At 58.9% G+C, this 22,802-nt stretch carries 16 protein-coding genes; 10 read left to right on the top strand and 6 right to left on the bottom strand.

Annotated features, from left to right (window positions below):
- From QW379_02900 to QW379_02880, 5 genes are all read right to left on the bottom strand, one after another.
- Positions 1 to 1,587: DUF2341 domain-containing protein (locus QW379_02900; protein ID MEM2869354.1), on the bottom strand; the 1,587-nt coding region annotated here is incomplete at its 3' end.
- Between the two features lie 202 nt (positions 1,588 to 1,789).
- Complete coding sequence (locus tag QW379_02895; GenBank protein MEM2869353.1) at positions 1,790 to 2,791, bottom strand: hypothetical protein; 1,002 nt, start codon at positions 2,789 to 2,791, stop codon at positions 1,790 to 1,792.
- A gap of 136 nt (positions 2,792 to 2,927) precedes the next feature.
- On the bottom strand, positions 2,928 to 3,869 hold the full coding sequence (locus QW379_02890; protein ID MEM2869352.1) for an ABC transporter permease: 942 nt from the start codon (positions 3,867 to 3,869) through the stop codon (positions 2,928 to 2,930).
- A complete protein-coding gene (locus QW379_02885; GenBank protein MEM2869351.1) occupies positions 3,870 to 4,847 on the bottom strand; it encodes an ATP-binding cassette domain-containing protein in 978 nt (325 codons plus the stop codon).
- 123 nt (positions 4,848 to 4,970) lie between these two features.
- Positions 4,971 to 5,255: a hypothetical protein gene (locus QW379_02880; protein MEM2869350.1), complete on the bottom strand. Its 285-nt coding sequence runs from the start codon at positions 5,253 to 5,255 to the stop codon at positions 4,971 to 4,973.
- Between the two features lie 238 nt (positions 5,256 to 5,493).
- On the opposite strand from QW379_02880, the gene QW379_02875 reads away from it, so the two are divergent.
- Entirely contained in the window at positions 5,494 to 5,865 is a 372-nt protein-coding gene (locus QW379_02875) for a hypothetical protein (GenBank protein ID MEM2869349.1), read from the top strand.
- Positions 5,866 to 6,003: 138 nt separating this feature from the next.
- On the top strand, positions 6,004 to 11,706 hold the full coding sequence (locus tag QW379_02870) for an ATP-dependent helicase (protein ID MEM2869348.1): 5,703 nt from the start codon (positions 6,004 to 6,006) through the stop codon (positions 11,704 to 11,706).
- Positions 11,707 to 11,729: 23 nt separating this feature from the next.
- On the opposite strand, the gene QW379_02865 is transcribed toward QW379_02870, so the two are convergent.
- Positions 11,730 to 13,013, bottom strand: coding sequence for a CPBP family glutamic-type intramembrane protease (locus QW379_02865; GenBank protein ID MEM2869347.1), 1,284 nt, complete (start codon positions 13,011 to 13,013; stop codon positions 11,730 to 11,732).
- 154 nt (positions 13,014 to 13,167) lie between these two features.
- Between QW379_02865 and QW379_02860 the strand changes: the two genes are divergently transcribed.
- Genes QW379_02860 through QW379_02825 form a run of 8 tightly spaced genes read left to right on the top strand, consistent with a single transcriptional unit; the run spans position 13,168 to position 22,800 of the window.
- On the top strand, positions 13,168 to 13,494 hold the full coding sequence (locus QW379_02860; protein MEM2869346.1) for a hypothetical protein: 327 nt from the start codon (positions 13,168 to 13,170) through the stop codon (positions 13,492 to 13,494).
- Positions 13,487 to 15,589, top strand: coding sequence for a V-type ATP synthase subunit I (locus QW379_02855; GenBank protein MEM2869345.1), 2,103 nt, complete (start codon positions 13,487 to 13,489; stop codon positions 15,587 to 15,589). The genes QW379_02860 and QW379_02855 overlap by 8 nt, the downstream gene beginning before the upstream one ends.
- A gap of 14 nt (positions 15,590 to 15,603) precedes the next feature.
- Positions 15,604 to 15,825 carry a hypothetical protein gene (locus QW379_02850; protein MEM2869344.1) on the top strand — a complete coding sequence of 74 codons (222 nt, stop codon included), beginning with the start codon at positions 15,604 to 15,606 and terminating at the stop codon, positions 15,823 to 15,825.
- Positions 15,826 to 15,844: 19 nt separating this feature from the next.
- Entirely contained in the window at positions 15,845 to 16,396 is a 552-nt protein-coding gene (locus QW379_02845; GenBank protein MEM2869343.1) for a V-type ATP synthase subunit E family protein, read from the top strand.
- 15 nt (positions 16,397 to 16,411) lie between these two features.
- Positions 16,412 to 17,491, top strand: coding sequence for an ATP synthase A1 subunit C (gene ahaC / locus QW379_02840; protein ID MEM2869342.1), 1,080 nt, complete (start codon positions 16,412 to 16,414; stop codon positions 17,489 to 17,491).
- An 8-nt stretch (positions 17,492 to 17,499) separates the two neighbouring features.
- The gene (locus QW379_02835) at positions 17,500 to 17,805 is read left to right on the top strand and encodes a V-type ATP synthase subunit F (GenBank protein MEM2869341.1); all 306 of its coding nucleotides are present in this window, start codon (positions 17,500 to 17,502) and stop codon (positions 17,803 to 17,805) included.
- Between the two features lie 29 nt (positions 17,806 to 17,834).
- Positions 17,835 to 19,568 carry an ATP synthase subunit A gene (locus QW379_02830; protein MEM2869340.1) on the top strand — a complete coding sequence of 578 codons (1,734 nt, stop codon included), beginning with the start codon at positions 17,835 to 17,837 and terminating at the stop codon, positions 19,566 to 19,568.
- A gap of 16 nt (positions 19,569 to 19,584) precedes the next feature.
- Positions 19,585 to 22,800 carry a PKD domain-containing protein gene (locus QW379_02825; GenBank protein MEM2869339.1) on the top strand — a complete coding sequence of 1,072 codons (3,216 nt, stop codon included), beginning with the start codon at positions 19,585 to 19,587 and terminating at the stop codon, positions 22,798 to 22,800.
- Positions 22,801 to 22,802 lie beyond the last annotated feature (2 nt).

The following is a 22,802-nucleotide window of genomic DNA, read 5'->3' as shown; positions in this document are numbered from 1 at the left end:
CGGATTATCGTTTACATTCCTGACCGTGAAATTCACCATTTTTCTGTCGGAGCAGCCGTGTGGGTCTGAGACGGTTATGTTGACCGTGTGGAGGCCGACATCGTCGTTGGAGGGCGTGAAATTGATTTCGGCGCTCCGGTCTCCGATGGGTATGATATTGAACATGGGGGAGTCGTCGGACCAGCTGAGTCTGTCGCCGTCTGTGTCCTCGGCATGGAGCACGAGAGCGAAGGGGCGGTCCTGGGTGAGGAACTGGTCCGGTACGGGCTGTAGGGTGGGGTAGTGGTTCACATAAATCGCTTTTGATGCTACTGGCTCGCCGGATATCGCGAGCCAGAGGGTGTGTTTGCCGCCGGAGGCCACCCAGGGAAGGGAGACGGGCGTGTCGGAGGAGGCGCCGAGCCTGACGTTCCTGCTGGCGATGGTGACGGAAGAGTTGAAGTCTTCGCCGTCGTGGAGTGAGACCTCCCTGACGAGGTCAAACGGCACCAGACTGGAAAATGTGGCGTTGACGAGCACCTCGTCACCTTCGGAGGGCTGGGGCGGGGAGATTTCGAGGGACTTCAGGCTTATGGGGCGCTCTTCTGGACCGATGGACCAGGTTGGCTCGGGATAAATATATTTAACAATTCTCACATTATCAAACCAATTTTGAAAGTCAATATAGGGTCCTTTAAATATGACTCCCAGCCTTATTCTTATCTCAGAAATGTTATGGATTTCAGACAGGATTTTCTTCTGATTATCGTTTATCCAGCCCGTATCGATGATTTCGCCTTCCGACACATATGTAAACTCATACACCAGGTTATCCTCCGGAGCAAGAAGCCACAGATGAGAGTTAGCAGCATATTTAATTGCTGCGCGTGCACGATAGTCAATAGTTATTTGAAGGCCCAGACCAAGTGGCTTGCTTATGTTTCTCTCTATGTAGGCTTGACCAGGCTCGGAAATGGGTCCTGAATTGCCCAGGATCATCGAGGAGGGAGGGGGATTTCCGGTTGAGCCATCCAGTTTGAGCTCATAGCTCGGCGGACCTCCGTAAGTCCATCCGTCGAGGCTGAAATAAAAAGGACTATATATCTCAAGGGTGGCGCTACTGTTCGATGCGCTTGAGGCGCCCAGATCCCCATAATACAGATATATATCCGTATCCGTGTTTCTTCCTATTCTCCAGACCTTTACCCAAACGCTCGCGAGTTCTCTATCCGTCTTTTTTTCTATAAAATAAGGAAGCTCCTTACTCTCTCCGGACAACTGGTCGTACTGCACAAACCGCAGGTCCGAGAATGATGACGACATGCCTTCGCACCAGGAGACATTGATAAGAATCTGATAGTCGGTGAGATTCTGCGGAATTCCTTTTCCGCTGATGGTTATTGGCCTCCGGTTGGTCCAGTTGATGTCCCACCACGGGGCCCGGGTATCCGTGGGAGGCGACACATCAAGCAAAGGCGATGTGTTTGATAGACCAAGCGAAGGCACATTCAGGAGTATATTGAGTGCTGTGAGTACGGCTAGGACTCGGCATCCAGACCAGACCCGGTATGGCGTGAAATCCGTCGAGAGCGAATTCCTTATGGCCACATTCGGCCCCTCTCATATATCATTGAACAGCACAATATTTATAGATTATTGAGCCTTGAGCCTTAGAACGCATTATAATATTCTGGCTCCTGAATTGATACTCCTGCGCTCCATATTTAATGAAAATGAAAATAAATGGAGCGTGGAAAAAAAGAGTTGAGGGAGGCTAACGAGCCAGCGGAGCCGACCGGTAGCAGGAGAATCACGCCTGAAAACCCTCGCAAAAGACCCCGTTCCACTGGCCCTGGCCAAATATTGGGGGTGGATTGTTCTGTGCTGGCCGGAATAGTTCGACATACCATACGAGGCCATTCATGTCCTGAAGATTCTCATTATCTAAATAGCTCGAGGGGTGCTGCGAATACTCTCCCGCCCCGTTCTGGGTCAGGAAATAGAATCTTAAATTCGTTGGGTTGACAGCGGGGTTGGAAAAAACGTCAATAGCCCGCTCGTTGCCGGGGTCTGTTCTGGCGACTCTGGCGTATCGCCCTCCTGCGTTGACCCAGGTTTCCGATGTCACCTGCGTTGGGGGATTTGGGGGATTGATTGTTCCCCAGTAAAAATTGTTAGTGGGTGTGTCGTAGACATCGGCATCAATCAGGAATGGGATTTCAATCTCCTGGACAGTGTTCCAGTTGGGATGTACTTGGCCTATCGTGTATTCCAATCTAATCCGCGCAGGATTCTGTCCCGGTGATGATAATTCTATATATTCCAATATCTCCCAGTCGATATTAGAGTCTCCATCAGCGTCCAGAATGTATGTTATTTTCACTGAATACCATGGCTTTTCCTGTGTATAATTATGAACAATGATATTTGGATTTTCGGGGTCAAGATAGAGATGGTACTCGGCCGTTTCCTCTGAGTAATTATACCGGGTCATGTTTTCATTGACCATCTGAATTCCTATCCATGGAATCGTCATCTCGGCAATGTAGCGATTGAAGCCGTTCTGGTCGCCCTGACCCGAGGAGTAAAACCCTTCGTATAATGTGATTCCTGTCACCCAGTTTTGTTCATATGAATCAAATTGATGCATGACGCCGCTCCAGTTGCTCAGCCAGTATGGGTCCTCAGCGTTGACTGAACCACAGACACTTCCGGGCGTGCCAATCGCTGTACCTGTCCACGGCATTATCGCCACCAGCACCATTGCGTTGACAACCAGCCCGGCCGCCAATCTGATTTTCATTCGCCTCACGGGAGATTTTTTCTTCATTGTGGTATAGATTGTTTATCTCGAAAAGCGGTCCAGTGGCCTCGAATATGTGGCTTAACTGGCCGCGATGATGTGGCTTAATGGCCCAGATTTATGGTACAAGCTCCGGCTTCCCGCCTCACTTCATCCTGCTGAACAGCCAGCTCCCCAGTAGAATCATGAGGAGCGCGAAGAGCGCGACCGCGCCCAGGTCGAGATAGATGGGCAGGGTGTTTAGACCGAGGAGGGCGCCGCGAACCCCGTCCACGGTATAGCCGAGCGGGTTGAGCCTGACCGCGCCCAGCAGCCAGCCCGGGAGCCTCTCGTCCACGGGGAAGAGGGCCCCCGAGAGGAAAAAGAGGGGGAAAACGAGGAACGTTGAGACGACCTGAAAGCCCTCGAGGCTCTCGAAGAGGGAGCCGATGGCGAGGCCGAGCGAGACCATCGCTATCGCCGTGACCAGAAGAATCAGGAGGGCGAGGGGGATGCCCCAGGGGTTGACCGAGGGAAACAGGAAGGAGAGTAGGAGGAGTACAGAGGCCTGGATGATGACGTCGGTGCACCCCCCCAGAACCTTGCCGAAGAATATGCTTATTCTCGATACAGGCGCGACGAGCACCGCCTTGAGGACGTCGAGCTTCCGGTCCCACACGATGTAGAGCCCGAAGAAGACCGAGCCGAAGAGCACGGCCATCGCCAGTATCCCCGGGTAGATGTAGGACCGGTAGTCCACGCCCCCGATATCAACCGCCGAGCCCACGCCCGTTCCGAACAGGAAGAGCCACATCAGGGGCGAGACGAGGCTCGAGACCACCCGGCTCCTCTCGCGCGTGAAGACCTTGAACTCCCTGTACCACACAGCGGCGACGCCCCCGAGCTCGCGCATCAGAGCCGGTGGTTCCGTGACCCCCTCTTGCGCCGGTCGTGTGCTTCGGGAGGGGGAGACAGAGCCAGAGGAGCCGCCGCTCCTGAGCCCTGCCTCTGCATCATGGGGTGGTGGCGCCGGGCCATCTGCCGGTCTGGAGCCCCCGCCCTTGCCGGCCGGTCCGGCGCTCTGCTCTGCCTCTTTTCCCCCCGCCATCTACCTCCCCCTCTGCCGGAACCTCGCCACGCTCTCGACCCAGCCGCCGCTGTCCTCGCCGCTCTCGTCCCTGATGTCTCGCCCGGTGAGCTTGATAAAGACGTCGTTCAGAGTCGGGACACGCGTCTCCACGCACTCCACGCCGGGCACCCTCGAAAGAAGGTCCGGGAGGTGGAGGTGGGCCTCCCTCATCGCTATCTCGACCAAACCCGCGTTTAGCTTAACATCCGAGACATAGGGGAGGGCTCTTATTTTCTCAACGGGCGGGTCCCTGACCTTAAGAACGACCATGTAGCCCCCGAGGGCATCCCTGAGCTCGGAGGGCTTCCCGAGGGCGATTATCTTTCCATGGTCAATTATTCCAATCCGGTCGCAGACCTGCTCCGCCTCCTCCATGTAGTGCGTGGTCAGGACGACAGTGGTCTGCTCCGTGCTCGCCATTTTCTTTATGTATTCCCAGGTCCTGGCCCGCGTCTGGGGGTCCAGGCCGAGCGTTGGCTCGTCGAGGAACAGGACCGCTGGCCTGTGCAGCAGCCCGCGCGCGAGCTCCAGCCTCCTCCTCATTCCTCCGGAGTAGGTCCGGGTGACGTCGTCCGCCCTGTCCACGAGGTCCACGAGTTCCAACAGCTCCTGAATTCTCCTCCGCCTGACCTCCCGCGGAATTCCATAGAGCATCCCGTGCAGCTCGAGATTCTCCCTGCCCGTGAGAACAGTGTCGAGCGTGGGGTCCTGGAAGACGATGCCCACCTTTCTCCTAACCCCGGCCGGGTCGCGGACGATGTCGTGCCCGGCGACGCTGGCGGTTCCTGAGGTCGGTTTGATGATTGTGCAGAGCATCCCTATCGTCGTCGTCTTGCCAGCGCCGTTTGGACCTAGCAGGCCGAATATCTCGCCCCTCTCGATGCTCAGGTCGAGGCCGTCCACAGCCCGAATTCTGCCGAATGTACGGGTCAGTCCCCTCGCTTCTATGATGGCCATCTCGACCCGGCGAGCACCGTAACCGATAATAATGTTTTGGTAAAGGCACACCCGCGTGGCAAGACTCCAGACTCAGCCCTACATCTCAGGAGATGCCGCCCCATTCTGTGAAGTGGAAGAGGCTCATCTCTTCCTTCTCTCCTCCCATGGATTGTAGGGCAGGGTCGGGTCGACTTCGGCTCCCCGAGCCACCATCTCCTGGGGCTTGAACCAGCTATCTGGGGGCGGAGGGGTTATGAAGTGAGGCCTCTCGGGGGGCTTCGGGAGCTCGATGACGGGGACGTTGTCGAGAAAGAGCGTCGGGACCTGAGGCTCTGGATGGGTGGAAGCGGGCGGGGCAGTCGGGGGTGCACAGGGGCGAGGTGTTGCGGAAACTATTCTCGGGGGCGAGGAGGGAATCTCGCCCACGATGCGGGGCGGCGGGGGATGGAATTCTCTAACTACCTTTGGAGGAGGTGGCTGGCGACGGCCTTCCACGCCTGTGATACCAAGGAGTTCGTAGAGGGGCCCAGGCGATGGGCGCTCCTCAGTGTCTTGGGACTGTGTATGGGGCGTTGGGCGTGAGGGGAGAGACGTGAAGATGCCGGGCTGAGGGGCAGCGGCCGGTTGAGAATAGTAATAGGGAAATTGTGCATGAGTTGGGGGAGTGGGCTGCGGAACTACAGAACACGCCCTACTTTCCTGCGCCGGAGGTCTGACCGGCACCGATGCGGAATGCTGGGCGGGGATGGAGTGTGAGCTCCGGAATTTTTGGAGTGGCCCTGGTACCCTCGGAGGTGCCGAGGCTGGAGGGGGAGCCATCCATGGCGGATGGCTAGGGTCCGCGGAAGCCACTGCTGTAGCAAGGGCCCTTTTCCTTTTTAGGAAAAGGAAGGCGCAGAGGAGGGGGAGAGATTGGGGCGCGGACCGATGGGACGGCCCCGCGACGAAGAGAGAGCTACGCTGGTGCTCCGGAGCGGTCCTCACGCCCTTTGCCTCATTTGTTGTGGCCCGCTTCAAAAAGGACGTCACCCGTTAACACTAAGCTGCTTCCGGGGTAATAAATGTGAGGGGTCTATGATTATTTAAATCTATATAAAACGGTCTGTCGTATCTAGAAAATATTTATTACCACCAGCTCTAATGACTATTGATTAATCCAAGGAGGAATGGCCGGTTGGGCATTAGGTTCGTAACGAAGAGGCACACGCTCGAGGAGATGCTCTCTCTGATGCATCCCCTGGTCAGGGATTGGTTCAGGGGGAAGTTCAGGGAGCTGACCGAGCCGCAGGCCCTAGCCATCCCCCTGATTCATGCTCAGGAGAATGTGCTGATATCTTCGCCAACTGGTAGCGGGAAGACCCTCACCGCTTTTCTATCCATAATCAACGAGCTTCTGGTACTTCAGGAGAGCGGGAAGCTGGAGGACAGAATCTACTGTATTTACATATCCCCACTGAAGGCCTTGGCAAACGACATCGAGAAGAACCTCCAAGCCCCCCTCAGGGAGCTGAGGGCGCTTGCGAAATCCAGGGGCGGGGAGGGGCCGCGCATAAGGGTCGCGGTCCGCTCGGGCGACACCAGCGCCTATGAGAGGCAGAAGATGGCAAGGCTCCCCCCCCACCTCTTCATCACTACGCCAGAATCGCTCTCGATGGTGCTCTCCGCGCCCAGATTCCGGGAGAACTTCATGGGCGTCCGCTATGTTATTGTGGACGAAATCCACGAGGTGTGCAGCTCGAAGAGGGGGGTTCTCCTCTCCCTAACCCTCGAGAGGCTGCAGGCGTACTGTAGTAGCGAGTTCACTCGGATAGGGCTCTCGGCCACCCAGGCCCCAATCACAGAGATAGCTAAGTTCCTAGTCGGATACGACAATAGGGGGAGGCTCAGGCCCGTGTCCATCGCCGTCGCAAGTGCGCAGAAAGGCCTAGACCTGAGCATCCTCTGCCCAGTGGAGGACCTGAGCGCCGTTCCCTACGAAGTCGCGAACTGGAAGATGTACGACAAACTGAAGGAGCTAATCGAGAAACACAGGACAACCCTGATATTCACAAACACGCGGAGCGGGACGGAGACAGTGGTCCACAAGCTAAAAGAGAGGGGTGTGGAGGGCATCGCCGCCCACCACGGCAGCTTGAGCAAGGAGACCCGGCTCGAGGTCGAGGAGGGGCTCAGGAGCGGGAAACTCAGAGCTGTGGTCTGCTCGACATCGCTGGAGCTGGGAATAGACATCGGCCACATAGACCTAGTCTGCCAGATCGGCTCCCCCAAGTCGATTGCGAAGGGTATTCAGCGGATAGGGAGGGCCGGGCACGGGGTCTATGAAACGCCGAAAGGTAGAATCATTGTGTTCGACAACGACGACCTCGTGGAGTGCTCGGTGTTGGTCAAAAACGCCTATGCAGGTAACATAGACAGAATTCAGATACCAAAGGGCTGCCTGGACGTACTCGCTCAGACATTGGTCGGAATGTCTCTCGAGAGGCGCTGGGGCGCGGAGGAGGCGCTTGCGCTCATCAGGCGCTCCTACTGCTACCGGGACATGCCGGAGGAGCGGTTCTACTCCGTGCTCAGCTATCTCGCGGGCAGACACTCGCTCGAGGGTGAGGCCTATGCGAAAATTTCCTACAGAGATGAGGATCGGACCTTCGGAATCCGGAAGGGCAGTAGGATGATTTTTTTCCTTAACGGGGGAACGATTCCTGAGGAGTCTTCCTACAAGGTCTTCTCAGAGAAGGGCGTACCGCTCGGCACCCTCTCCGAGAAGTTTGTCGAGAGGCTGAGGAGCGGGGACATTTTTCTTCTGGGGGGGAAGACCTACGAGTTCGACCGATCGCGCGGAATGAAGGTCTTTGTCAAGGACGCCCGGGGCAGGAGACCTACAGTTCCATCCTGGAGCGGTGAGATGCTCCCCCGCACATTCGACCTCTCGCTCGAGATTGGGAGGTTCAGGGCGGAGATGGCCAAGCGTCTCGTTTCGAAATCAGGTGAAGGGCTGCAGGAATGGCTGATGAAGGAATACAGATGCGACCCCGGGTCGGCGAAAAGCATCATTAGTTACTTTAAGGAGCAGCTCGCCATCTCTCCGAAAATACCCACCGACCGGCGCCTGGTCATAGAGGGGTACAGGGATGGTAGGGGGAACTTCAATCTAATTTTCCACTACTGCTTCGGCAGAAGAACAAACGACGCCCTCTCGAGGGCCTACGCCTATGCGCTGACGAAGGAGTACGGAGTCAACGCCTCTATATCCCTATCCGATGATGGCTTCCTTATCACTCTGCCGAAGGAAATACCTCTCAAGAAAATCGAGAAGCTGGTGACCCCGGAGAACCTCGAGAGACTTTTGAGGGCCTCAGTGAAGGGCACGGAGCTCTTCAAGCAGAGGTTCAGGCACTGCGCGATGCGCAGCTTCATGATTCTCAGAAACTACAAGGGGAGGGAGATACCGGTCTCGCGCCAGCTCTACCACGCCTCCCGGATTCTGGAGCTGCTGGACGACGAGGAGTTCCCGGTCATGGCGGAGACATTCAACGAGATATTTCAGGATGCGATGGACATTGAGGGTGCAATGAAGGTCGTGGAGGGAATAAAGAAGGGGCGACTTGAGGTTTGCTACCAGGGCCCAACGGATCTGCCCTCGCCCTTCGCGCACAGTCTCGTGCTTATGGGTATATCGGACATTGTGCTCATGGAAGACCGATCCGCGCTCCTGAGGGAGTTGCACAGACGTGTGCTGAGCAGGGCATTTCAGGAAAGCGGCGCAATGGCGCCACGCTTCTCGGTCGAGGACGTGAGAGCTTACTTCCGTGGAAAGGAGATGAGGATTGACCAGAAGGCGGACATCCTCTACATCATGCGCAGGGTCGGGCCCTTGAACCTCCTCCAGCAGAAGGGCAGGAACGTTTACGATCTATCCAACGTTGACTTCGAAACAACGAAGAGGTGGGCACTGGAGCTGATTCGGGACGGTCAGGCTGTTTTTGCGTGGTGCAATGGACCAGTCTGGGTGCCAGCGGAGGAGCTGCCAGCGTACTACGCGATCTACGCTGACAAGAGGAAGCCCGGTAGCGCCGAGAAGCGGGTGCTCTTGATGCTGAAGAGGGGGAAGAAGCTTCCCTACGATGCGGGCTCCCAGGCGGCTCTGAGGAGGCTGGAACAGGCCTATCTTGTCGAAAGGTTGCCCGACGACCCCGACGGCCGCCCCGTTTACAAGCCGAGAGATGTCTCCAGAATTCCTCGGGTGGACCTCCAGAACGCGCTCCGCCGGAGGGTGCTACAGACGCTCGAGTTCGGCGGCCCGATGTCGCTCGCGGAGCTCGCCTTTGCGCTCGCCTTAGACGAGGCATCGGTGGAACAGGTGCTCACATCCCTCGAGGAGGAGGGGCAGGTTTCTTCGGGGAGCTTCACGGAGGCCTCTGGCGCCACACAGTACATGCTGACGAAGGACCGCCTCCGGCTTGAGGCTAGGACGAACGGGGCCCGAACTTTTGACGAAAGCCAAGTAATGCAATTCCTGCTGAAGAAACAGTTCTATGGTTTCCAGAGCATAAACGATTACTTTAGCAGGCTCTACGAGGCGGGGATGGCATACGACCTATTCAACCGCTTGGAGAGCTTTGACCTAGAGACCTGGTGGGAGATGAGGAGGAAGGGCGAGGTCTTGAACGGCAGATTCTTCCACGGGCGGGTCGGGTATATCAGGGCCTCGGACGCGCCTCTTTATGTTTCTGTATATAGAAAAGAGCAGCTCTCCCAGCTGGACGAGGAGGTGCTAATGTTCTTCAGGAAGAACCCGGGCTCAACATTCTCCGAGCTAGTCGAGGGCTTCTCTGAAAAAAGAGTATCAAGGGAGGAGCTAAAGGAGGCGCTGGACAAGCTCGACCGGAATCTCTATTTGGTCCGAGGCTTTTTCGAGAAGCGCGAGTGGTCCTCGAGGAACCGGTATTTCTGCTTTGACATTGAAGGTGGAGAGAAAGGGGCTGAGGAGAAGCTACTGATTCGCGTTCTAGAGGCCTATGGACCGCTCCACATAGGCGGCATTAAAAGCGCCACGGGCTTCGACTACGATTTTCTCGTTGAGAAGCTGCAGCAGCTTGAGGAGCGGGGCGAGGTGGAGAGGATAATCTCGGTTGGGACGTCGCCCATCGACCTTTACATCCTGAAGAGGGAGCTTCCCGAGCTTGAGAGGGTGATGCCGGGCGAGGTCAGGGACAGGATGAGAATTCTCTCTCTCTACGACCCATACGTCCGTCGGCTCTGGGCGGAGGTAGCAAACCGCTATGGTGAAGGCTGGTTCTTCCCAGTTATCAAGAATGGCATCCTGATCGGAATGGTGGAGAAGTGGCAGATGAGCGGCTGCGTGGACGTGAGGGACATAAGCCTTGACGACACCTCTCTCCTCCCCGAGCTTCTCGATGAATTGGACTTCGTGATGGGCTACTACCGCTCTATGGGCACGGACATCATCCGCGTCAGGAGGGTTTTCGGCAAGTCCATTGATGAGCTGGAGCGGCGTCACCTCGACACATTCCTTTCGAAGGGCTACCAGGTCGTTCAGGGCAATCTGCTCAAAGGGGAGTTTGTTCCAAATGTCTTTCCTAAGGGAAAGGCGCTGGCGTACCTACTCTGGAAGCAGCACATCCACCCAGAAAACAGGTTCAAGCATACCCTCGAGGCCGCCCAATACATGGGTGGATTGCGCTCGGACTTCGAGGCTGGTATCAGGGTCCAGCTCTTCACCCCCCTCTGGAGGCTGGTGAGAGCCGGTGCGCTCCTTTCATGCCTCGGAATTCCGGAGCACCTCCTGAACTGCCTCCCCTCGGATGTTCTCCTATATAAAAAGGCGAAGAACCGGCCCGTGGACGAGGAAATGCGCGAGGTGCTCGGGGCGATACCTCTCTACACACCGATATCTCGCGCAGATCTGAGCCGGAGGGTCTCGCTCTCGCATGAGGCCTTCTCAGAGGCTCTGAAGAAGCTCTACGCCGGTTTATTTGTGATTCGGGACTCCAAGAACCGCTATGTGCTGACCAAAGAATCCCAGCTCACGGTTGAGGAGGCGAGGCGGCGGGTGCTGAGGAGAATCGTAGAGAACTTCGGTCTCGTGAACGCAGAGGCCCTCTCGGCCTATGTCAAGCACGAGTTCAAGATGGCGGAGCTCCGGGGACTGCTAAAGGAGTGGGAGAACGAAGGCTGGCTGGTCAAGGGCTATCTGGTCGAAGGCTCCGAGGCCCTTTTCTGGATCATCAAAGAAGACCTCGATAAAGTGCCCCAGATGGAGTTCAGAGAGAGGGTGGTTCTGAGCCCTTCTGACGCCCTCTCACACTACATGGCCCAAGAGATAAGAGACCGCTTCGGGATGGGCGCGTGTTTCGTCGTGTTGGATGGAACGGAGATGACCGGGGCCTTCAAAGCCACCGTGCGAGCTGGTGTTCTCACCATAACCCAGATGATCGGGGAGCGCACGGAAGAGGCCGCTAGGGAGTTTGCGCGGAGGTGGGGACTGAGAATTGAGTTCTCAGAAAAGGACGCCGGGCGTCCTACTGACGAGTGGGAGCTGATCAGCTGGTACGAGAGGCGGTTCCTGAAAAAAACAGAGGAGAGGGCTGAGGAAAAAGAGGCCGAGGCCGGGGAGGGCGCCGGGGGCGACGTATCCCCGGAGGGTGGCGGGGGAGCGGGCGAGGAGGTGGTCGAGGACGGGGAGGAGGAAGCGGGGCTCATTGGCGAGGTAAAAGGCTTTTCGGTCCGGCGCTCCAACGGGCCAGGGGAGGAGCTCAGGGAACGGTCTCTCCCGCAGCGGGAGATGGGGGAGGGACCCGAAAAAGGGAAGAGAGGCGAAAGGAGGCGAGGTGGAAAGGAAGAGAGTTATTTCCGGTAACATGCCGATGGGACTCTCCGCACTCAACATGGCCGGGCCGGGAGGGTGTTCGATTCTGCATATCTGGAAAATATCTCCCTGAGCCACCGGAGGGTCTGGGAAGCGTAGTGGCCGAAGTAGAAAGCCCCCACGAGCAGCCATAGCGGGAGGAAAACCACCCAGAGCTCGTCGAAGCCCGGCACAAGCACTAGGCCGAGGTACAGGTAGTCAAAGCCGAAGTGGAGGGCGATGGCGGCGTGGAGGCCAACCCTCAGGAACAGGTAGCCGAAGGCTAGGCCGGCGATGAATGTTGGCAGCACCTTCCAGAGGTCCCAGCCGGGGACGTGGGCCAGGCCGAACATGAGCGACGAGCCGACCAGGAAAAGCGCCTCTAGCGGACCGATTCCGAAGCCCCCTCCGAGAAAGTATCCCCGGAGTCCCTTCGTGGTACGGCAGCGCAAGTACTCGAGCAGTCCTCTGCCGGAGGCCTCTCCTGAGGCGTGGGCGAAGGCGTGTGCGATGAGTAGTGGGAGCCCGAGGAGGAAAGTCCTGGCAAGAAGCTCCTCGTAGACTGAGGCATGGGCAAAAGTGAAGAGGAGGTACCACCGTGGATATTCTCCGAAATCAGGAGCTCTCGGGGCGTTACCGGTGGCTTCGACCACTAGAGTATAGATGAAGTCGAAAAAGAAGACAGCGAGAAAGAGCTGGGGGAGCTGCACAAAACCATCTCCCGAGCGCCGGTCCGGAGCCCTGAAGCGCTTCACGCAGAGTGCGAGGAAAGTCCTGATTCTCCCCCGCTCGCTCCAGGCGATGGAGGCGAAGGAGAGGAGAATCGCGGCCACAAGGGCTGCGTACCATGCGAGAAAAGAGGGCCCGGTGAGCTCGGCGAATGCAATGGGCTGGGGAGTGAGGATATAGAGTGCCGCGCCCCGTTCGCTCTCCGGGGCCATTCTGAAGACCTCCGGGACTCCGGCGACCAGGGCTGCGAGGGAGAGAGCCATCGCCAGAAAGAAAACCAGAATTCCAGCAAGCCTCGCGAGGTGCTGGAGCACCATCAGGACGGCCTTCCACCTCGGACCCTCGGCAACGGCGATGGAGACCACGGGAGGAATCGCTTCTTCGTCGTCGAAGGTGTCCCGCGGTGGCCCCGCGAAATTCCCCGGCGAGTCCGGGGGTGCTGTCCTGGAAGGAATCGTGGGTGGCGGAATTCGCGATGGGTCCCCCCCGTCGGCGGTTGAAGAAATCACAGCGGCGCCGCAGGAGGGGCAGGGGAAGTCTCTGTCCCTCTCCTGAAGCTCCTTCCCGCAGCGGGGGCATCTCGTCTGCACGGAGAGATGATTGCGGTGCCCAGTATTAAGCTAGCGGGGGCCGGTCCGAACGGGCTGCTCCCAGAGCGGAGCCCCCAACACAAACTATTTCAACACAAACAATATAATCCGCCCGAGCAGGGAATTCCGCCTTGTCCGTGGGGAGGTTGTAGTCTTGGCTCGCGAGGAGGTGCTCAGCAGAATACGCGAGGCGGAGGCACGGAGGAGGGAGGCGGAGGAGGCCGCGCTGGGTGAGAAGGAGAGAATAGTTCAGGAGGCCCGCCGCGAGGCCCGAAGAATTCTTGAGGAGGCCACAGCCCAGGCCGAGGCGGAGGCCGCGGAGCGGCTCCGCGCGGCCGAAAAGGCAATTCAGGACGAGAGGGCTCGGATGATGGCCCAGGCCCAGAAGAGCCTCGCAGACAGGAGGGAGATGGCCTCCGCCAGGGTGAGGGAGGCGGCGGAATTCATCCACAGCGAGTTCCTGAGGCGGCTGAATGCTTAGGCCGAGACGGATGAGCCGCGTCGTGGTCGCGGGCCCCAGGGAGCGTATGAGGAGCGTCGTCGAGACTCTCCACGCCCAGCGCTCCATGCACATCACCGACTACCGGGAGGAGTACGAGGGGTTCGTAATCGGGACACCGATGGAGGGCTCCGCCGAGAGCTCCGAGAGGCTGCTCAGGCTGCGCGCCGCTTCCAAAATTCTGGGCGTGGAAGAGGGTCCCACGCATAATCCACTTCCCTCTGCCACGGCGCGGAAAAAGCTCGACGCGCTGCTTTCGAATCTTGAGAGAGAGGTCAGGGGGCTGGAGGCGGAGAGGCAGGAGCTCGAGAGCGGCCTGCGCGAGCTTGAGAAGAGGAGGGCCTCTCTACTCTCTTTCGCCGAGCTGCCCCTTCCCCTCAAGGCCTACAGGCCCTACGACAGCCTGGCGGTCTTCACTGGAAAGGCCCGCGCCGGTTTCGAGCGGGAACTGGAGCGCGTGACGGACAGGTTCGAGCTGTTCACCCGGGGCCCCGAGGGGCCCTTTGCGCTCTTCGTCGACAAGTCGAAGAGGGAGGAGGTGGAGAGGGTCCTCGCGCGCCACGACTTCACCGAGCTCAGGGCTCCGGAGGGGGAGGGCTACCCATCCAGAATTCTTGCCGCCCTCGAGCGGGAAATCGAACAAAAGCGAGAGAGGCTCGAGGCGGTCAAGAGGAGGCTGGCCCTGGCGAGGGAGGAATACAGGGACGAGATTCTGGCATGCTCCGAGGAGCTTGCGATTGAAATCGAGAAGGCGGAGGCCCCGCTGAGATTCGCAACCACGGACACGGCCTTCGTCATCGAGGGCTGGGTCCCAACGGACGAGCTGGAGAGGACCGCGGAGGCCCTCAGGAGGGCCGCGGGAGACCACATCCATATAGAGGCGCTGGAGGAGGAGGAGTGGCTGGAGGAGGCCCGCGGGACCACAGAACGTGCGGAGGGGAAAAAGGATGCTATTGGGGCGAAGGGGCAGGGAAGAAAGGTCGAGAGGGGGGAGGGAGAGGACGACATATACGCGGGAGTTCCGGTGGCGCTGAAGAACCCACGGCCCTTCAGGCCCTTCGAGGCCCTCATAGAGCTGTTCTCCCTTCCCAGCTATAAAGAGCTCGACCCGACGGTGCTCCTGGCGCTAGTTTTCCCGTTCTTCTTCGGACTGATGATAGGGGACCTCGGGTACGGGGCACTGCTCATCGCGACCGGACTGATATTCAGGACGAAGCTAAAGAAATGGGAGGGCTTTTCCGAGCTCGGGGCCTACATTCTCGCGGCCGGTCTGTTCGCCTCCATATTCGGAGCCCTCGTGTTCGCCGAAGCGTTCGGAGTCCCCTTCCACTCCGCCGCACACGGCGAGGGGGGCGGTGAGGTCAGCTGGGAGAGCCTCACCGGCCTCGACATCCCGGTTCAGGCCTCCATCCACAAGCTCGAGGCCTCCGGCCTCTCGACCCTGATGGTCTTCTCGGTCGTGGCGGGCTCGGTGCACCTATGCCTGGGACACCTGCTTGGCGCTGTAACTGAGTGGCAGCACAGCCGGCGGCGCGCGGCGGGTAAGGTGGGCTGGTTCATGATCGTTTTCGGCTTCGGGCTGATCATCCTCAAGTTCGCCGATAAGAACTCTCTCGGCGCGTGGCTCTGGGCGGGTCCGCTAGCGCCCTTCAGCGCGTACTGGGACCCTGGCATCGGCCTACTTATTCCATACGCCTCCGTCGCATCCCTTGTGCCCGGCGTCGCCCTCGCGGCCATCGGCGAGGGCCCCCTGGCTCTAATGGAGGTGTTCAGCGCGCTCTCGAACATCCTCTCGTACACCAGGCTGGCGGCGATAGGCGTGGCGAAGGGGGCGATGGCATTCGCATTCAACAGCATCCTCCTCCCGCTCGTCACCGGCGGGAGCATTGGCCTCGCCCTCGCTGGCTGGGCGCTCCTAATACTCGCCCACATGCTCGTCTTTGTATTGGGCTCCATCTCGTCGGGAATTCAGGCCCTCAGGCTCAATTACGTCGAGTTCTTCACCAAATTCTACAAGGGAGGGGGAATCAAGTTCAGACCTTTCGGATACTGGAGGAGATATACGACAGAGACCTGAGGAGTGTGGGAAAAATGGACATCGGAAGTGGTTTGGTCGCCTTAGCGGCCGGGATAGCGATAGCCGGGACGGGAATCGGCACGGCGTGGGCGCAGAAGGAAATTGGTGCAGCGGCGGTCGGCGCGACCGCGGAGAACGAGAAGATGTTCGTCAGGGGCATCGTGTACATGGTCGTCCCCGAGACAATCGTTCTCTTCGGCCTCGTCATCGCCTACATGCTGATGGGGAAAGTGTGAGCGGCTCGAGGGGGAATGGATGGGTCTAGAGCAGGTCGTCGAGGACATTCTCGCGGAGGGCGAGAGGCGCGCCACCTCAATACTCGCCGAGGCCCGCGCCGAGAGAGAAAAAATTCTCTCGGAGGCCCGGGAGAGGGCGCGGGAGCTGAGAGAGAAGCGGCTGGCCGAGGCCGAGAAGGAGGCGGCCCAGCTCAGGGTGCGCGAGCTGGCGAGCGCGGAGCTCGAGGCGAAGCGGAACCGCCTCCGGATGGAAAGGGAGATGCTGGAGGCGGCGGCGGAAGCGGCCCGCCGGAGGATCTCGGCGCTCCAGGGCGCCGAGGAGGAGGCGATTCTGGAGAGGCTGCTGAAAAAGGTCCCGCCGGGCTATAGGGTCCTCTCGTGCCCGAGAAATGAGGAGTTTCTCAGAAGGCGGCTCGGCTCGGCCTACGCCGGCACCGTCAACTGCCTCGGAGGCCTTATTCTCGAGAGCCCGGACGCTTCTGTGAGGATCGACCTGACCTATGATACCATCTTTAAGGAAGTTGTGGAGAGCACAATGAAAGAGGTCCACACTCTCCTTTTCCCAAAATGAAGATAGGGAGGAATCATGACACTCTCCGGTGAAGCCGGCCACGAGGGCAACTATGCTTACACATGCGCCCGCGTGAAGGCTAGGAGAGCCCTCCTCCTGCCCCCAGATACCTACCCGAGGCTGCTGAAGATGGGACTCTCTGAAATCGGCAGGTTCATCGGCGAAGGGCAATACCGGAGCGAGGTGGAGGAGCTCTCTGGGCGCTATGGGGGGGTCGACCTCATTGAGAGAGCGACATATCTCAACCTCGCTAGGACCTACAATACTATCATCGGTTTTACAAGGGGAGAGCTGAGGGAGCTTGTGCGCAGGTACCTCAATCGCTGGGATGTATGGAACTTCAAGACCGTACTGCGCGGCCGGCTCGCGGGGATTTCGTGGAGTGAAGTTGAGGGAGACATTGTGCCGGCAGGCGTTTTTAATAAGGAGGACTTCGCGGCATTGTTCGCAGCCGCTGACATAAACGAGATGATTTCTGTGCTGAAGCGGGAGGGGAGGGAGCACGACTTCGAGCCACTTCTGCTACGCCTACTTGGAGAGAAAGGAGAGGTGCCAGTTCTAGCCGACCTGGAGAACGCCCTGGAGAAGAGCTACTACGAGCGCCTCCTCCGGTTTGTGCCAGAGAAAACGCAGGCCAATCGTCTCTTTCTCCAGTTCCTGAGAGTCGAGACTGACATTGTCAATCTCAAGACATTATTCAGGCTGAAGGCCGAGGCATCGAGCCCCGAGGCAGCCCGGGAACTGTTAGTCGATGGGGGGGAGGAGCTCGACCCATCGAAACTCAGGAAGCTCGTGGCTGCGGAGGGCATCGAATCTCTCCTACAGTGTCTCGTGGGAACGAAAATTTATGAGAGCATTAGGGAGCCGGCCACTCGGATCAAAAACTCCGGGTCGCTCCATGAGGTTTTCTTGGCGCTCGACAGGTATCTCCTAGAGAGGGCCAGGCGGTTCTCACACACATATCCCCTCTCCGTAATCCCGGTAATGGACTATTTGCTGAGAAAAAAAATAGAAGTGGACAATTTGAGAACAATAGCCAGAGGCAAGCAGAGCGGCCTCCCGGAAGAGGTCATCCGGGGCCTGCTTTTCACGTGAGGGCTGATATGGAGCTGGCGGTTGTGGGGAGGGAAGAGTTCGTCACCGGGTTCAGGCTCGCCGGTGTTCGCAAGGTCTACGAGGTGAAGGGCGACAGCGTCGAGGAGATGGAGAGGCTGATGGAGAAGGCGATGGGGGATAGGGAAGTAGGCATTCTGGTCGTCATGGACACTGACTTTCGCAGGATTTCCCCTTCTCTGAGGAAATCGATGGCAGAGAGCGTGGAGCCGGTGGTAATCGCCATCGGAAAGATAGAGGAGGTGGATCTAAGGGAGAGGATATTGCACGTCGTCGGTGTGGATTTATGGAAGTAAGTGGATTGAATAGATTCGGAGGTCAGGGGATGGAGGAGAAGGGCGAGGTCTACAGGGTCTCCGGGCCGGTGGTCACCGCCGAGGGCATCAAGCCAAAGATGTACGACGTGGTTCTGGTCGGCCGGGAGAGGCTGATGGGAGAGGTCATAGGTCTTGAGGGTCCGAGGAGCCTGATTCAGGTCTATGAGGACACCTCAGGAATTCGGCCGGGAGAGGAGGTCGTGAATACGGGCTCACCGCTGATGGTGGAGCTTGGTCCTGGGCTGTTGAAGTCTATTTACGATGGAATTCAGCGGCCCCTGCCAGTTCTGAGAGAGCTCAAGGGCGATTTTATCCGGAGGGGCGTGAGCGCGCCAGGCCTGGATCGCCAGAGGCGCTGGGAGTTCCTACCTAGGGTGAAGGCGGGGGATTATGTCCGGCCCGGGCAGATAATTGGTACTGTTCAGGAGACGAAGTTCATAGAGCATCGAATTCTTGTTCCGCCGAACGTCTCCGGAACACTCACGAGCATCAGCGCCGGCCGGTATACGGTAGAAGATGTGATTGCGACACTCTCGGACGGCACACCCCTCAGGCTCATGCAGAGGTGGCCCGTAAGGCTGGGGCGGCCGTTCAAGAAGAGGAGGATGCCCGACGTCCCCCTGATAACCGGCCAGAGAATTCTGGACACGCTCTTCCCTGTTGCCAAGGGCGGCACTGCCGCGATACCGGGGCCGTTCGGCAGCGGGAAGACAGTCACCCAGCACCAACTATCCAAGTGGAGCGATTCGGAAATAGTGGTCTATGTGGGCTGCGGCGAGAGGGGAAACGAGATGACCGAGGTTCTGACAGAGTTCCCGCGCCTACAGGACCCAAGGACAGGGGCTCCCCTGATGGACCGGACGGTCCTCATCGCGAACACCTCTAACATGCCGGTGGCGGCGAGAGAGGCGAGCGTCTACACGGGAGTGACAATAGCGGAGTACTACAGGGACATGGGGTGGAACGTATCTCTGATGGCGGACTCGACCTCGCGATGGGCGGAGGCGCTGAGGGAAATATCCTCTAGGCTGGAGGAGATGCCAGGGGAGGAAGGCTACCCCGCCTACCTCTCCGCCAAGTTATCCGCTTTTTATGAAAGGGCGGGGAGGGTCCAGACGCTGTGCGACCTCGACGGGTCCGTCACCATAGTAGGCGCCGTGTCCCCGCCGGGCGGCGACTTCTCCGAGCCCGTTACCCAGGCCACGCTGAGAATCGTCAAGGTCTTCTGGGCGCTCGACGCTAAGCTCGCCCAGCGGCGGCACTTCCCGGCAATCAACTGGCTGACCAGCTACAGCCTCTACACAGCCACCCTTGATAAATGGTTCGAACAGAACGTCTCAAAAGACTGGCCCGCGCTTAGGGCCTGGGCGATGGAGACCCTACAAAGAGAGTCGGAACTCCAGGAGATTGTCCAGCTCGTCGGGTCGGACGCCCTCCCCGATGAGCAGCAGCTCCTGCTCGAGGTCGCCAGGATGATAAGGGAGATATTCCTCCAGCAAAACGCCTACCACGAGGTCGACTCCTTCTGCTCGATGGCCCGGCAGTACGCTCTCCTCTCGGCCATCAGGAGGTTCTCGGAACTCGCGTTCCAGGCCCTCGAAGCCGGCGCTCCTCTGTCGAGAATCACGGCCGTGCGCTCGAGTGAGCTTCTGGCTAGGTCCAGATTCGAGAGGGACTTCGAGAGCGAGATGAAGAAGGTGATGGAGCTGATGGCGTCCGAGTTCTCGGCGATGGGCAGGTGATGGTGCGGGGTTCAGGATGATGCTGAGAGAATCGGTGGCTATGCTCGTTCTGCTCGCCTCGGTGTGCGCCCCGTTTCCCCCGAGGTCGGGGGGAGGCGACGCCCGGACCCCAGCGACAGAGCTCAGGAGGGAGGAGGGGTGCGTGTCCAGGCTGCTCGAGATTCGCGCCCGAGCGGTGGTGGATGAGGCGGGCCACGCCCTGAGCGTCAGCGCGGTAGTGTCGATACAGGCGCTGCAGAACACCTCCAGAGTATTCCTGAAGCTCAACCCCGCGATGAACGTGACAGAGGCCCACGAGCCTTCCCTCGGGAATCTGAGCGTGGAGCGCTCTTTCGACCCCTTCATCGCCGTCTCGCTCGGCCGGGAGGTGGGCGCAGGAACATTGCTCAACATTACCCTGAACTACTCCGGAGAAGTGGCCTACAGCGAGGACGGGGGCGAGAGCTACTGGGACTACATCGGTCCCGAAGGGAGCTGGGTCAGGTCCTACGGCTGGTACTTCCCCGGGGACGAGAGGATGGAGCGGGCCCGGGCCACCCTATCCCTGACCCTTCCCGAGGGAAAGATGGCTATTGGACCCGGTGAACTCGTCGGGGAAGTTCATGAGACCCCCAATGCCACGGTCACGTATATATGGGAATCGCGGATACCTCTTATCGGGCTCTCATTCACGGTCGGGCGCTACGTATTCACCGAGCACCAGACCTCCGACCATATCTATCGCCTTTATTTCAGACCGGAACACGCCCCAGCCGCCCCCTCCTATGCTTCCGAGATGGCCCGGATTGTGGAGTTCTATACCTCCCTTTTTGGTCCCCCAGGCTTCCGCGATCTTACGGTCGTGGAGGTGCCTGGCCGGTTTGCTGCATGGGGCCAGAGCCTTCCGTCCATGCTCTGGCTCTCTTCCCGCAATTTCGACGGCCCCCTTCCCTATAGACTCCTCTCCCACGAGCTCGGCCACCAGTGGTGGGGCGTGGATATAGAGGCTGATGGGGCGGGGGAGAGCTGGCTGAGGGAGGGCTTCGCCGGATACAGTGAGGCGATGTACGAGATGGAGGTTTACGGCTCCCGGGGCTACCTCGAGTTCTGCAGGCAGAGGTACATTGAGCTTTTCGTCGCTCCCGGCGGCCCGGAGCCCCTGCTGATAGGGACCAACTACGACCTCGCTGGCTACAAGGGGCCGTGGGTGTTGCACATGCTCCGTTACTTAATCGGCAGCGCGGAGTTCAATAGAAGCCTCTCCTCCTTCCATCAGAAATTCTCGGGAAAGGTGGTCAACTTCTACGACTTCATGGAGCACATCCAGAGCTCGACCGGACGCGACCTCTCAGTGTTCTTCTTTTTTTGGATGTTCTCTCAGGAGAGGCTTGACTGCGCCATCGCCTGTGCGACTGTATTCCAGGGAGAGGAAGGGAAGCAGATGGTCGAGGTTGTGGTGGAGAGCAGGGCCGCGGAGCCTCTCCTTCCAATCGACCTCTCGGTGATGAATGAAGGAGAGACCATCGCCTTTTTTCCCCGGGCCTCGCTCAGAAAGGATCGTGTCACGGTCCTTCGGTTTGAGATTGACCGGGAAGCGGACACTGTAAAGCTAGATCCAGACGGATGGCTTCTGGACATCGCCACATCGAATAATGAGGCCCCGACCGCACAGGCCTCCCTGGACTTCTCGTTATCCGGATTTGAGTTGCAGGGCGAGCCAATAGAGGGTGGAGCGATTGTGGCAAGAATCGGTCTCTCTAGCGAATCCTCGATGGATGCGGAGCTGCTGGGTGTGATGCTCCTAGCGGATGGTGCGCCGGTGTGGAGCGATGCAGTGGCCCTACCATCGCATGGGCGGGTCTCTCTGAGTGCTCCTTTCTCACTGAGCGTGGGAGAGCATGAACTAGTGGCTTGGGTAGATCCCGACGACCGATTCTACGAAAGGAACGAGAGCAATAATATCTTGTCCACAATGCTGAGAATCCTTCCACCGCAACCTCTCCTCCCAAATCTCCGCGTCATGCCCCGCTCGCTCTCGGTTCCGGCCGGCGCCACGGGCGGAGAGACCACCTCCCTGAGCGCTGTGGTCGAGAACACAGGCAGGGCTAACGCAGGGCCCTTTGAGGTGGAGTTCTGGCTGGAGGATACGGTGCCATCTCTTCTCGGACGCGCGGGCTGTTCCGGGCTGTTTCCCGGAGGGAACGCTGAGATATCCATTCGGCTCATCGCCTCTCCGGGCAGGCATTTCGTCACAGTGGTTGTGGACCCGGCCGGAGAAGTCGTAGAGAGTGATGAGGGTGACAACTCCCTCTCATCCGACGTCTATTTAAACGCCCGGCCGGAGCCGGTGCTCCACGCGACCCCCGCAACAGTGGCGGTTTGGGAGTGGCTTGAGTTCTCCGGAGAACGCTCCGTTGACGACGGCCGCATCACCCACTATTTCTTCGATTTCGGTGACGGTGAGGAATCGGGTTGGGTGGCGGAGCCAGTAACCCATCACCGCTACAGCCAGAAAGGGAGCTACCGGGCAAGGCTGAGGGTTCTGGACGACTCAGGGGCGGAGAGCGGGTGGAGCCCTGATGTGGTTGTCAGGGTCCTGAACGCACCGCCGGTTGCTGAGGCTGTCGCAAAAAGGAGGAACGGGGACGTGAGGACCGAATTTAAATTCAACTCAATATCCTTCGACCCCGACGGGGCCGTGGTGGAGCACCTCTGGGACTTCGGGGACGGACGCAGAGCCTCGGGGGCCACTGTCGCCCACACATTCACAAAAAAGGGCAATTTCACGGTGACCCTGTCCGTCAGGGACGATGAGGGCGCCCTCTCCTCCACATCCCTCAACGTGACGGTGCGCAACCTGCCACCAACGGCCAGCATCAGCGCGGGAAAGCTCGTTGGGCTGGTCGGCGAAGAGTTTAAGTTCAGCGCCAGCGGAACCACGGACCCGGACGACCCCCCGGAAAACCTCGAATTTCTGTGGGATATAGAGGGCCGGCAGGTCAACGGCCCTGAGGCGGTTTATGTATTCACCGGGCCAGGGCAGCACAGGGTAGTGCTGAAGACTAGCGACGGCTACGACTTTTCAGAGGCTTCTGTCATGGTCGAGGTTCGCTCGCCTCCGCCATCTAACCTACAGGGGGTCGTCGGCTGGCACTCCTGGGCGCTGCTGGGCTTGCTGTTAGGACTCATGGCTTTTCTCGTGATTTACCTCACAGTGCCATTCAGGAAGCGAAAGGCGGAGGAGGAGGAGTGAGT

The organism is Thermoplasmata archaeon (genome assembly GCA_038851035.1).
Lineage (GTDB): Archaea > Thermoplasmatota > DTKX01 > VGTL01 > VGTL01 > JAWCLH01.
This window is presented reverse-complemented; position numbering and strand designations above follow the sequence as displayed.

Bases quoted from the DNA above. Each gene is read 5' to 3' on its own strand.
- QW379_02890 (MEM2869352.1), bottom strand. From the start codon at position 3,869: ATGGCGGGGGGAAAAGAGGCAGAGCAGAGCGCCGGACCGGCCGGCAAG.
- QW379_02885 (MEM2869351.1), bottom strand. From the start codon at position 4,847: ATGGCCATCATAGAAGCGAGGGGACTGACCCGTACATTCGGCAGAATT.
- QW379_02855 (MEM2869345.1), top strand. From the start codon at position 13,487: ATGCTTAGGCCGAGACGGATGAGCCGCGTCGTGGTCGCGGGCCCCAGG.
- QW379_02850 (MEM2869344.1), top strand. From the start codon at position 15,604: ATGGACATCGGAAGTGGTTTGGTCGCCTTAGCGGCCGGGATAGCGATA.
- QW379_02845 (MEM2869343.1), top strand. From the start codon at position 15,845: ATGGGTCTAGAGCAGGTCGTCGAGGACATTCTCGCGGAGGGCGAGAGG.
- ahaC (MEM2869342.1), top strand. From the start codon at position 16,412: ATGACACTCTCCGGTGAAGCCGGCCACGAGGGCAACTATGCTTACACA.
- QW379_02835 (MEM2869341.1), top strand. From the start codon at position 17,500: ATGGAGCTGGCGGTTGTGGGGAGGGAAGAGTTCGTCACCGGGTTCAGG.
- QW379_02830 (MEM2869340.1), top strand. From the start codon at position 17,835: ATGGAGGAGAAGGGCGAGGTCTACAGGGTCTCCGGGCCGGTGGTCACC.
- QW379_02825 (MEM2869339.1), top strand. From the start codon at position 19,585: ATGATGCTGAGAGAATCGGTGGCTATGCTCGTTCTGCTCGCCTCGGTG.